Annotated in this window: 10 protein-coding genes and 2 tRNA genes; 11 read left to right on the top strand and 1 reads right to left on the bottom strand. The window is 50.7% G+C overall.

Annotation, left to right across the window (positions count from 1 at the left end; genetic code table 11):
- The first annotated feature begins 148 nt into the window (after positions 1 to 148).
- The 9 genes from secG to rpsO all read left to right on the top strand — a co-directional run bounded on the left by secG (position 149) and on the right by rpsO (position 7722).
- Positions 149 to 487 carry a preprotein translocase subunit SecG gene (secG, locus tag BZG13_RS11435; RefSeq protein ID WP_069362133.1) on the top strand — a complete coding sequence of 113 codons (339 nt, stop codon included), beginning with the start codon at positions 149 to 151 and terminating at the stop codon, positions 485 to 487.
- A 7-nt stretch (positions 488 to 494) separates the two neighbouring features.
- A tRNA-Leu gene (locus BZG13_RS11430) sits at positions 495 to 580 on the top strand.
- A 63-nt stretch (positions 581 to 643) separates the two neighbouring features.
- A tRNA-Met gene (locus BZG13_RS11425) sits at positions 644 to 720 on the top strand.
- A gap of 435 nt (positions 721 to 1155) precedes the next feature.
- Positions 1156 to 1611, top strand: a complete 456-nt coding sequence (rimP, locus tag BZG13_RS11420; RefSeq protein ID WP_069362134.1) for a ribosome maturation factor RimP — start codon at positions 1156 to 1158, stop codon at positions 1609 to 1611.
- A 21-nt stretch (positions 1612 to 1632) separates the two neighbouring features.
- The gene (gene nusA / locus BZG13_RS11415; RefSeq protein ID WP_069362135.1) at positions 1633 to 3120 is read left to right on the top strand and encodes a transcription termination factor NusA; all 1488 of its coding nucleotides are present in this window, start codon (positions 1633 to 1635) and stop codon (positions 3118 to 3120) included.
- Between the two features lie 21 nt (positions 3121 to 3141).
- Positions 3142 to 5859, top strand: coding sequence for a translation initiation factor IF-2 (gene infB, locus BZG13_RS11410; protein WP_077458689.1), 2718 nt, complete (start codon positions 3142 to 3144; stop codon positions 5857 to 5859).
- Between the two features lie 86 nt (positions 5860 to 5945).
- Entirely contained in the window at positions 5946 to 6338 is a 393-nt protein-coding gene (gene rbfA, locus BZG13_RS11405; protein WP_046075120.1) for a 30S ribosome-binding factor RbfA, read from the top strand.
- A gap of 3 nt (positions 6339 to 6341) precedes the next feature.
- Positions 6342 to 7298 (top strand): tRNA pseudouridine(55) synthase TruB, encoded by a 957-nt coding sequence (truB, locus tag BZG13_RS11400; RefSeq protein ID WP_077486709.1) that lies wholly within the window; start codon positions 6342 to 6344, stop codon positions 7296 to 7298.
- A gap of 154 nt (positions 7299 to 7452) precedes the next feature.
- Positions 7453 to 7722, top strand: a complete 270-nt coding sequence (gene rpsO, locus BZG13_RS11395; protein WP_025673889.1) for a 30S ribosomal protein S15 — start codon at positions 7453 to 7455, stop codon at positions 7720 to 7722.
- A 135-nt stretch (positions 7723 to 7857) separates the two neighbouring features.
- Here rpsO and metE read toward each other — a convergent pair whose 3' ends face one another.
- Positions 7858 to 10128, bottom strand: coding sequence for a 5-methyltetrahydropteroyltriglutamate--homocysteine S-methyltransferase (gene metE, locus BZG13_RS11390; protein ID WP_077486708.1), 2271 nt, complete (start codon positions 10126 to 10128; stop codon positions 7858 to 7860).
- A 101-nt stretch (positions 10129 to 10229) separates the two neighbouring features.
- Here metE and BZG13_RS11385 point away from each other — a divergent pair, with 101 nt between their 5' ends.
- Both BZG13_RS11385 and BZG13_RS11380 read left to right on the top strand, forming a co-directional pair.
- Positions 10230 to 11126 carry a LysR family transcriptional regulator gene (locus BZG13_RS11385; protein ID WP_198935523.1) on the top strand — a complete coding sequence of 299 codons (897 nt, stop codon included), beginning with the start codon at positions 10230 to 10232 and terminating at the stop codon, positions 11124 to 11126.
- Positions 11127 to 11395: 269 nt separating this feature from the next.
- A partial coding sequence (locus tag BZG13_RS11380; RefSeq protein ID WP_131825400.1) for an Ig-like domain-containing protein occupies positions 11396 to 12406 on the top strand: 1011 nt, incomplete at its 3' end.

The raw sequence follows: 12406 nt of genomic DNA, 5'->3' as shown, positions 1-12406 counted from the left end.
GCAAACGGCGTCGAAATCAAGGTTTTTTGCAATTTCCTCTTGTTTCGTCACCGCGCTTTCGCTAGTATTCACCCGCTCCCAACGAAGGGGGCTGCGCTGGCTGAGAAGTAACACTGCCGGCTCAACAACCTGGAGCATAGGTGGAACCATGTACGAAATTCTACTTGTGATTTATCTGTTGGCCGCAATCGGTGTAATTGGCCTGGTTCTGGTTCAGCAAGGTAAAGGCGCAGATATGGGAGCCTCGTTCGGGGCTGGAGCATCAAATACAGTATTTGGCTCTGGCGGCTCTGGAAACTTTTTAACCCGAATGACAACCGGTTTTGCAATTGCATTCTTTGCGTTAAGTTTGGTGCTGGGTAACCTCACTGCACACAAACCTGAAGCAAAAGGCGGTTTTGAAGATTTAAGCGAGCCTGCTACACAACAGCAAGCGACGCCAAAAGAGGACGAAATCCCTGTTGATAACAGTGAGATCCCTCAGTAAAAATTGAGCCGAGGTGGTGGAATTGGTAGACACGCTATCTTGAGGGGGTAGTGCCTTATAGGCGTGCGGGTTCAAGTCCCGCTCTCGGCACCAAGTTCAAAAAGGGCATTAGCTTGCACCTTTGTTGCAAAAAGCGATATAATAATCGCAATCGGAAGCGGGATGGAGCAGTTTGGTAGCTCGTCGGGCTCATAACCCGAAGGTCGGCGGTTCAAATCCGTCTCCCGCAACCAATTTTAGGTTGGTGAAGCGACATATCAGGTTGAGTTAATCAACACGACCTCCGGTCGGCGCCGTTTCATGGCGCGATAAAATCCGCTTCCCGCAACCAAGTTTAAGTTTGTTGTTTAAATAACGGCTAAACTGAATAACGCGTCAGCGTTTCTTGTCAAAGCCACGCTGACCGGGCTAGCCATGTGCTAGCCTTTTTGCCCTCGGGGGCAGCACAAAGCGGACCAATAAGCCTTTGTGTAGAGAGTTACTCTCTCGTTATTGCTGAGATGATTCCGACACCAGCGATAACGGCTATGCTAGCGACTTATGTTGATAGCATGGCATCAGGGTCCAGTTACATTAAACCCCGATCTTCGGGGTTTTTTGTTATCTGAAGAAGACCATTCGGATAGTAACTGGGCTTTTAAGCCCTTTTTTTATTTCTGGGGTTTGGAATGACAGGATTAGAGAAACAACTGACTGAACTTTTGGCCGCGCCGGTTGAGGCGTTGGACTATGAGTTGGTTGGGCTTGAATTTGTTCGAGCTGGCCAGCATTCAACATTGCGTATTTTTATTGACCATGAAAATGGCATTACCGTCGACGATTGTGCCGACGTGAGCCGTCAGGTCAGTGCCGTGTTGGATGTAGAAGACCCAATCACAGTGGCTTATAACCTTGAGGTGTCATCACCTGGGGTTGACCGTCCACTGTTCACCGCTGATCATTATCAGCAATTCATCGGGCATGAAGTGAACATCGTGCTGAAAATGGCTATGCAAAACCGCCGTAAGTGGAAAGGAGAAATTCTTTCTGTCGATGGCGATACCATCACGGTTCGCGTTGACGGCCAAGATGAGGCGTTTGCCTTGAGTAATATCGCCAAAGCAAACCTGGTTCCTTCATTTTAAGAGTAAATGAGGCATTAGTAGATGAATAAAGAAATCTTGGCTGTTGTCGAAGCGGTCTCAAACGAAAAAGCCGTTCCCCGTGAGCGTATTTTTGAGGCACTAGAAACCGCACTGGCAACGGCAACTAAAAAGAAGTACGAAGCCGACATTGATGTACGTATCGCCATTGATCGCAAGTCCGGTGAATTCGATACATTCCGCCGTTGGCTCGTGGTTGATGAAGTCACCCAGCCGACGCGTGAAATTACGTTAGAAGCGGCACAATACGAAGACGAGACCCTAGAGTTGGGCGGTTACGTTGAAGATCAGATTGAATCTGTTGCCTTTGACCGTATTACCACCCAAACCGCCAAACAAGTGATCGTACAAAAAGTCCGTGAAGCCGAGCGTGCACAAGTGGTTGAGCAGTTCATGGACAACGAAGGTGAGCTGGTAACCGGTGTGGTTAAGAAGGTGAACCGCGATGTGATCATCGTTGATTTGGGTAACAACGCGGAAGCGGCTATCCAGCGCGACGATCAGCTGCCTCGTGAAAACTTCCGTCCAGGCGACCGTGTACGTGGCTTGCTGTATGCCGTCCGTCCAGAGGCGCGCGGTTTCCAGCTGTTTATGACCCGCTCAAAGCCGGAAATGCTCAGCGAGCTATTCCGCATTGAAGTGCCAGAAATTGGCGAAGAAATGATTGAGCTGATGGGCGCGGCGCGTGATCCAGCGTCGCGGGCGAAAATTGCGGTTAAAACCAACGACAAGCGTATTGACCCTGTTGGCGCCTGTGTAGGTATGCGTGGTGCACGTGTGCAAGCCGTATCGACCGAGCTAGGTGGCGAGCGCATTGACATCGTGCTTTGGGACGATAACCCTGCACAATTTGTGATCAATGCCATGGCACCGGCCGACGTAGCCTCTATCATCGTCGATGAAGACACGCACTCCATGGATATCGCTGTCGCGGCGGATAACTTGGCGCAAGCCATTGGCCGTAATGGTCAAAACGTTCGTTTGGCGTCTCAACTAACCGGTTGGGAACTGAACGTGATGACAGTTGAAGATCTACAGAAAAAGCACCAAGAAGAAGCGCAAGCCTCCGTCGAGTTGTTTGTGAAATACCTCGATATTGACGAAGACTTTGCCGAAACCTTGGTAGAAGAAGGGTTTACCACCCTTGAAGAAGTGGCCTATGTGCCAACCAGCGAAATGCTCGAAATCGATGGTCTAGACGAAGACACCGTCGAGATTTTGCGCGCACGTGCCAAAGAAGCGTTGACCACCATAGCGCTGGCACAAGAAGAGTCGCTGGGAGACGTTGAACCTGCCGAAGATTTACTGGCTCTCGATGGTCTTTCTCGTGAAATGGCTTTCAAGCTGGCCGCGAAGGGCGTGAAGACCTTGGAAGATCTGGCTGATCAAGGCACTGACGATCTGTTAGATATTGACGGATTAGACGAAACCAGTGCGGGCGAGCTAATTATGGCCGCACGTAATATCTGCTGGTTCAGCGACGAAGCGTAAAGACGGCAAAGGAGGAGCAGAATGTCAGAGGTTACAGTACATACGCTGGCGAAGGAAATTGATACGCCAGTCGATCGTCTGCTGAAGCAGTTTAAAGAAGCTGGTATGCAAAAGTCGGCTGACGATCAGGTAAGCCAAGATGAGAAACAAGCTTTGCTCGCGCATTTAAAGCGTGAGCACGGTGATAACGGCAATGCTCCGACGCGTCTGACGCTTCAGCGCAAGAAACGTAGCACACTGAGCGTGTCAGGGGCTGGCGGAAAGAACAAAGATGTCCAAGTTGAGGTGCGTAAGAAGCGTACCTATGTGAAGCGTAGCGAGCTTGAAGAGCAAAAGACAGCGCAAGAAGCGGAAGAGCAAGCGAAACGTGAAGCCGAAGAAAAAGCGCGTCTAGAAGCGGAAGAGCAAGCGAAACGCGAAGCAGAAGAGAAAGCCAAGCGTGAGGCGGAAGAAAAAGCCAAACGTGAAGCAGAAGAGAAAGCCAAACGCGAAGCCGAAGAAAAAGCTAAGCGTGAAGCCAAGCCGCAAGCGCAACCGAAAACTGAGCAGTCTACAGAAAACGCAGCGGATACTGCTGCAGCTCAAACTGCTGATGCGCAAGCGAAGAAAGAAGCTGATGAACTTAAGCGTCGCCAGGAAGAGGAAGCCAAGCGTAAAGCTGAAGAAGAAAGTCAGCGGCAGTTAGAAGAGGCACGCAAAATGGCAGAAGCAAACCAAGAACGCTGGTCAGATCAAGACAAAGCACTCAATACCATGGAGGCGGCTGATCACCATACAGTCACTTCCGAGTACGCCCGTGAGGCAGAAGACGAGGCGGATCGTCGCGAAGAAAGCGCGGCGCCACGTCGTAAGAAAAAGAAAAAGGCCAATGCAGCCGAAGATAAAACCACTCGTGGCCGTCGTGGCAAAGGTGGGAAAGGCAAAGGCCGCATGGCTAAGCCATCATCGATGCAGCATGGCTTTAAAAAGCCAGCGCAGAAAGTAAACCGTGAAGTTGAAATCGGCGAAACCATCACCGTAGCGGAGCTGGCCAACAAGATGGCTGTTAAAGGCGCCGAAGTTATCAAAACCATGATGAAAATGGGTGCGATGGCGACGATTAACCAAGTGATCGACCAAGAAACCGCGCAACTAGTGGCGGAAGAAATGGGCCACAAGGTTATCCTACGTAAAGAGAACGAGCTGGAAGAGGCTGTACTCTCGGATCGTGATAGCGATGCACCCGTCGCACCACGTGCGCCGGTGGTAACTATCATGGGTCACGTTGACCACGGTAAAACCTCGCTGCTTGACTACATCCGTAAAGCGCACGTTGCGACGGGCGAAGCGGGCGGTATTACCCAGCATATCGGTGCGTATCACGTACAAACCGACAATGGCATGATCACCTTCTTAGATACCCCTGGACACGCCGCGTTTACCGCGATGCGTGCACGTGGTGCGGGTGCAACGGATATCGTTGTCTTGGTAGTTGCCGCTGATGATGGCGTGATGCCACAAACCAAAGAAGCTATCCAGCACGCGAAAGCGGCCGGTGTGCCTTTGATTGTGGCCGTCAACAAGATGGATAAAGAAGGCGCTAACCCTGACAGCGTGAAAAACGAACTCGCACAGTATGACGTTATCCCAGAAGAATGGGGTGGTGAAAACATCTTCGTGCATGTGTCGGCGAAACAAGGCCAGAACATTGATGGCCTGCTTGAGTCTATCTTGCTGCAATCAGAAGTGCTTGAACTGAAAGCGGTTGAGCAAGGCATGGCGCGCGGTGTGGTAGTTGAATCACGTCTTGATAAAGGCCGCGGTCCTGTCGCGACAGTACTGGTTCAAGAAGGTACCTTGAACAAAGGTGATATCGTTCTGTGTGGCTTGGAATATGGCCGTGTCCGTGCGATGCGTGATGAGAATGGCCAAGATGTAGAGCATGCGGGGCCGTCGATTCCGGTTGAGATCCTCGGCTTGTCTGGTGTGCCAGCAGCCGGTGACGAAGCCACGGTTGTGCGTGACGAGAAGAAAGCCCGTGAAGTGGCGCTGTATCGTCAAGGCAAGTTCCGTGACGTGAAACTGGCGCGTCAGCAAAAAGCCAAACTGGAGAACATGTTCTCGAACATGGCTGAAGGTGAAGTGGCTGAGCTGAATATCGTGCTCAAGGCGGACGTACAAGGTTCTGTCGAAGCGATTGCAGATTCACTGGTGAAACTGTCAACAGACGAAGTGAAGGTGAAGATTGTCGGCTCAGGTGTCGGTGGTATCACTGAAACTGACGCTGTCTTGGCCGCTGCATCCAATGCGATCATTTGTGGCTTTAACGTGCGTGCCGATGCCGCAGCACGCAAGACCATTGAAAATGAAAGCTTGGATCTGCGCTACTACTCTGTCATCTACACCATGATTGATGAAGTGAAACAAGCGATGAGCGGTATGCTCGCGCCTGAGTTCAAACAAGAAATCATCGGTCTGGCAGAAGTACGCGATGTCTTCAAATCACCGAAACTGGGCGCCATTGCCGGGTGTCAGGTTTCTGAAGGTGTGATTAAGCGTAACAACCCAATCCGTGTACTACGTGAAAACGTGGTTATCTACGAGGGTGAGCTAGAATCACTGCGTCGCTTCAAAGATGATGTGAACGAAGTGAAAAAAGGCTACGAGTGTGGTATCGGCGTGAAGAACTACAATGACGTTCGCGTTGGTGACCAGATTGAAGTCTATGAAACGGTTGAAATTCAGCGCTCAATCGACTGATTAAGCGTATAAATCAACCAGGTTGTTTGGATACACCGTGGGGGGAGGCGCATGCGCTTACCCCCATTTTATTGAGAGAAAAGAAAATGGGTAAAGATTTTAGCCGCACAGACCGCGTCGCCCATCAGCTGCAAAAAGAAATTGCACTGATACTGCAGCGCGAGATTAAAGATCCGCGCATTGGTATGGTCACTGTCTCTGATGTTCAGATTTCACGTGATTTGGCGTACGCGAAGGTTTTCGTCACGTTTTTAACCGTTGACGAGCAAGCCCCTACCGAGAGCCTAAAGGCGCTGAACGAAGCCAGTGGCTACATTCGTTCATTGGTTGGCAAGGCGATTCGTTTGCGTGTGACCCCTGAGCTGACGTTTGTTTTTGATGAGTCACTCACTGAGGGAATTCGAATTTCCAACTTGGTAAGCAAAGCGGTGCGCAGCGATGATGAGCGCCGTGGTGAAGATGACAAAGGTGAGGAGTAACAGATGGCGCGTCGTCAACGTCGTCGAGGTCGCCCCGTTGATGGGATTATCCTGCTCGATAAGCCCACGGGCATGACCTCTAATGATGCCTTACAAAAAGTAAAACGTATCTTTTTTGCCGAAAAAGCAGGCCATACAGGTGCGCTTGATCCGCTCGCAACCGGTATGCTGCCTATTTGCCTGGGCGAAGCCACCAAATTCTCCCAGTTTTTGCTCGACTCTGATAAGCGTTATCGCGTGGTCGCAAAGCTGGGTGAGCGCACGAACACCTCTGACGCCGATGGCGACGTGGTAGAAACCCGAGACGTGAAAGTTAACCTAGGCTTACTCGAGCGTTGTATTGCTAAGTTTCGTGGTGAAACCCAGCAAATTCCTTCTATGTTCTCGGCGCTGAAATACCAAGGTAAGCCTTTGTATGAATATGCGCGTCAAGGTATCGAGGTGCCACGTGAAGCGCGTACCATCAAGGTGTATCAGATTGAATTGCTGCGCTTTGAAGGTGATGAGATTGAAATGGAAGTGCATTGCTCTAAGGGCACTTATATTCGCACTATCGTCGATGATCTGGGTGAAATGTTGGGCTGTGGCGCGCATGTGACGGCCTTACGTCGTACTGGCGTATCAGCCTACCCAACGCGCCAGATGGTGACGCTTGAGCAACTGGAAAGCTTGTTGAATGAAGCCAGAGAGCAAGAGATCCAGCCCAAGCAGCTGCTCGATCCTTTGTTGCTGCCCCTCGATACCGCGGTGCAAGATCTACGTGAAATTAACTTGCTGCCGGTGATGGCCAGCTATGCATTGCAAGGGCAAGCGGTTCAAGTGCCCAATGCACCTACGAGTGGTTTTGTTCGCTTAACTGCAGGCGATGAGCGTCACTTCATTGGTGTGGGAGAAATCGACGCCGATGGTTTGGTCGCCCCGCGTCGTTTGGTGGCCAGTCGCCAGCCTGAAGCGCGCTAAAAAACCGACGCTTCGGCGCGTGTTTTTACAGGAAAAGCGGCGTGGATAGATTGCTACCTTAGACGAAAGTCAGTAGAATACGCGCCTTCGGGCACCGGCTGAATCAGAGATTGGCTGGTGCATGATAATCACACACTCTTATTAGGAGAGCATTATGTCTCTGACTGCAGAAGCAAAAGCACAAATCGTTGCTGATTTTGGCAAAACCGAGAACGACACGGGTTCACCGGAAGTTCAAATCGCCCTTTTGACCGCATCAATCAACGATCTGCAATCGCACTTCGCTGAGCACAAAGGTGACCACCACAGCCGCCGTGGCCTGCTACGCATGGTTTCACGTCGTCGTAAGCTGCTGGACTACCTGAAAAAGAACAGTGTTGACCGTTACTTGGACGTTATCAAGCGTCTAGGCATCCGTCGCTAAGATTCTGGAGAAAAGGGAGCTCAGGCTCCCTTTTCTTTATATAAAAAACGCGCCACCGGAGCAATCCGTGGCGCGTTTTTTTGTTTGACGATGTTTTGATCTTCGCGCTACTGAYGCAGTATCACTGATGCAGCGTCACTGACGAAGCGCTTTCGCCGCTGCAACCATGTTTTCTAATGCCGGGATCACCTCATCCCATTGGCGCGTTTTTAGGCCGCAATCTGGGTTCACCCACAATCTTTCTGCAGGAATACGGGCGGCGGCTTTTTCCATTAACCCAACAATTTGCGCTTGGCTTGGCGTATTGGGGGAGTGAATGTCATACACGCCAGGGCCAATGTCATTGGGATAGTCAAAGTGATCAAATGCGTCCAACAGTTCCATATCCGAGCGCGAGGTCTCTATGGTGATCACGTCGGCGTCCATATCCGCGATGGATGCGATGATATCGTTAAACTCGGAATAACACATATGGGTATGGATTTGCGTCTCGTCACTCACACCGTTGGCGGCAATTTTAAACGCGTTGATTGCCCAATCGAGGTAATTTTGCCACTCACTGCGACGCAAAGGTAAACCTTCACGCAGCGCCGCTTCATCTATTTGAATGATTTGAGTGCCAGCTTTCTCAAGATCCTGCACTTCTTGGCGGATCGCCAGCGCCAGTTGGTTACAGGTCTGTGATCGTGGCTGATCATCGCGGACAAATGACCAATTAAGAATCGTCACCGGCCCGGTAAGCATGCCTTTTAGCGGCTTATCGGTGAGAGATTGTGCGTACTGCGTCCATTCCACCGTCATCGCTTTCGGACGTTCGATATCACCAAACAAAATCGGCGGTTTTACGCAGCGAGAGCCATACGATTGCACCCAGCCAAACTGACTGAACACATACCCATCCAGCTGTTCGCCAAAGTACTCCACCATATCGTTACGCTCAGCTTCACCGTGAACCAAGACATCGAGCCCTAACGCTTCTTGCTTTTCCACCGCATGGGCAATCTCTTTGCGCATAATGTCTTGATAGGTGGCAGTGTCAATGTCGCCCTTCTTGTATTGCAAGCGCGTTTGGCGAATGGTGCTCGTCTGCGGGAATGAGCCAATGGTAGTGGTCGGGAAGCGTGGCAGGTTGAGCTGCTCGTGTTGCAAGCGAATGCGCTCGGCAAACGGACGCTGCCGTGTCCTTAATTGTGGTGTAATTGCTGCTAATGCGGCTTGCACCTTAGGGTTGTGTACGCGTGGTGATTGCTGACGGCTTTCTATTGCCTCACGGTTATTGTCCAGCGCGGGCTGAACGGTTTGACGGCCGTGATTAAGGGCGCGCGCGAGTACATCCAGCTCCTCGAGTTTTTGATACGCAAAGGCGAGCCAGTTTTTTACCTCAGGGTCGAGCTTTTGTTCGCTCGCCAAATCGACCGGCACATGAAGCAAAGAGCAAGACGGCGCGAGCCAGAGGCGATCCCCCAAAGATTGATGAATCGGTTCGAGCCATTCTAACGTGGCATCAAGGTTAGTTTTCCAAACATTACGACCGTTGATTATACCCAGAGATAGGACGTGTTGATCGCTAAGCGCTTCACGGTATGCATCCACATCCCCTCGGCCACGAATAGCATCTAGGTGCCAGCCGTCAACGGGCAACGATTGCGCCAATGGACGATTTTCAGCTTGCTCGCCGAAGTAGCTCGCCAGCAATAACTTGACCTTGGTTTGGCTTAATGCACGATACGCGGTTTTTAGCGCCGTCTGCCATTCAGGCGCGAGCTCCGTGACCAAGATCGGTTCATCGATTTGGATCCACTCAACGCCTTTTTCTGCCAGCTTGCTCAGTAAGGTTTGATACACGGGTAAGAGCCTATCGAGCAGATCCAGTTTGTTCGATGCATCTTTTTCTTTGCCCAGCCAAAGGTAAGTCACGGGGCCGACTAAAACTGGCTTGGTGTTTATACCGGTTATTTTGGCTTCTTCTATTTGCGTCAATAGATTTTCAGCATGAAGACTAAACGTTGTTTGCGCGGTAAATTCTGGCACGATGTAGTGATAATTGGTATCGAACCATTTGGTCATTTCACCGGCATGCACGCACTGGCAAGCACTATCGTTTGCCGAGCGGCCGCGAGCAACGCGGAAGTAGTTATCCAGGGTGTTATCTTGATGATCAGCCACACGGTCAGGGACATTGCCGACTAAAAAGCTGGTATCAAGCACATGGTCGTAAAAGGAAAAATCACCCGCTGGCACTGTATCGAGCTTACCTTGTTGGTGCCAATGAGTACGGCGTAGATCCGCCGCCGTATTGGTCAAATCTTGCAGTGATGATTCACCACGCCAGTAACGTTCGAGTGCAAATTTTAGTTCGCGCTGTGCCCCTATGCGGGGAAAACCGAGATTATGAGTTTTAGCCATCTATACGTCCTCCTTTGAGTTGAGTTCAGCATAGGGGTTTCTCGTTATGAACTAAAATGGCATTATTTCATCAATCAATGAATTTTAGTCATGGAATGGACATGTTAGAACGTCACCACCTTCATATTTTGCGTGCAATAAAAGAGCAGGGATCACTGACCGCGGCGGCAGAGACGCTTCATCTCACCCAATCTGCCATTAGCCATGCGATGAAAAAATTAGAAAGTCAGATAGGCGTTAGTCTGTGGAAAAAGTCAGGTAGACAATTGCATTTCACTCAGGCTGGTGAGTACTTGCTGACTCTTTCTGAGCGTATGCTTCCGCAGTTTGAGCATGCCGAACAACAGCTCAAACAGTTTGCTCAAGGTCAGCGCGGTACATTGCGCATCGGCATGGAATGTCACCCCTGCTATCAGTGGCTGCTTAAGGTGGTTGAGCCTTTCTTGCACCAATGGCCGGATGTGGATGTTGACGTCAAACAAAAGTTCCAATTCGGTGGTTTAGGTGCATTGTTTGGCCATGAGATTGATGTACTTGTCACCCCCGATCCCCTACTTAAACCAGGCATCGAATACGTATCCGTGTTTGATTACGAACAGGTGCTGGTGGCGAGCGGCCGAAGTGGACTCGCGGCGTTTGACCATGTTGATCCTGAGCAAGTAACACAGGAAGTGCTGATTACCTACCCTGTTGATCAATCGCGTTTAGATGTTTTTAGCCAGTTTTTGGCGCCGGCGCACTGTGCACCGCGCAAACACAAAACCATAGAAACAACCGATATCATGCTGCAAATGGTTGCCGCTGAGCGCGGGATCGCGGCACTCCCCAAATGGCTGGCAAAAGAGTACCAACAACGACTAAACCTTCATATCCTTCGTATAGGGCAACAAGGTATTCATAAGTCGATCCATTTGGGTGTACGCGAGGGACAAAGAGATGATTACATCCAGAACTTCATCGAAAAAGCCAGTTCAACCGTCATGCAGCGATGTGACTAAGAGATAAAACACTCAATACCGTCAATAGTGATATTTAAGCGCATACTTCAAGTGCATACTTTAAGTGCATACTTTAAGTGCATGGTCTATGGGTATAGTTTGGCGCCGTTTCAAACACCGATCTATAATTACGTATTGTCTCAATGTTGAGCCGTACAAAGTGCACATTTCGGCGTAAAATTGCTTTCGAAGAAGTCTAATTCCTTAGATAATGCAAGTGATAGACTTTGAATGCACCTCACATTTTTTATGGATAAAGAGTCCCGGCTATGAAATCAATCTCGCTCTCTCGCAATGTAAACGTCGAAAGTATCCAAGGAAATGGTGTACTGCTTGTCAATGGCACGCCAATGACAGTGACCGAAGGCACGTCCTTTCCGCCTGGAACCGAGCTGGTTCTGCCAGATAACAGTGAGGCTGTTATTGTACTTAGCGACGGAACGTTACTCGCCGTTGAGGCTCAGGGAGAGCAGCCCGGCGCCGTGCTCGATGGATTGCCGCAAGATGTTCAAGATGAAATAGCCGAGATTCAGCAACAAATCCTTGATGGTGAAGGCGAGATCACCATTGAAGATGACCAAGCGACCGCCGCTGGTGGTGACGCTGCAGCCGGCAGTGGCTCATGGAGTTATGTCAATGTTGAGCGTGATGGAAGCGAGACCATTGCAAGCTCAGGATTTGATACTGATTCGCTTGCAACCAACGACGGGGCGATTGGTAGCGATGCAGAAGGAGGAGCGGGGCTTGCGATTGACACCACCGCTCCCGGAATCCCTGGCGTGACCATTGTTAATGATGCTAACAACGATGGCATTATCAGAGGGCAAGAGCTTGGTGATGGGATCCAGGTATTGATCGATCTGTCCGATACCGGTGCTAATCCGGGCGATGTATTAACCATAAATGGTCAAACCTCGACGATTACCGAGCAAGATATCATAGACGGCACCGTCACTATCACACTGCCAGACACTCCTGCAGACGGAGAAACGTTAACCGTAGAAGCCACCATTACCGACACCTCCGGCAACACCTCCGAGCCGGGGAGTGATCAAGCTGAGGTTGATACTAGCGCCGAGGCCGGCACGGTCAGCGTGAACGACATCACCAACGATGACGTGATCAACGCGCAAGAAGCGGGCGAGACCATCCCGGTCACCGGCAGCGCGAGCGGCGGCGACATCGCCGCAAACGATCAGGTCACCATGACCATCAACGGCACCGAGTACACCACCACCGTGGATGAAAACGGCGAGTGGAGCGTGGACGTGGCCGGCAGC

The sequence above is a fragment of the Salinivibrio sp. ML323 genome, from assembly GCF_001995745.1.
GTDB lineage: Bacteria > Pseudomonadota > Gammaproteobacteria > Enterobacterales > Vibrionaceae > Salinivibrio > Salinivibrio kushneri.
This window is presented reverse-complemented; position numbering and strand designations above follow the sequence as displayed.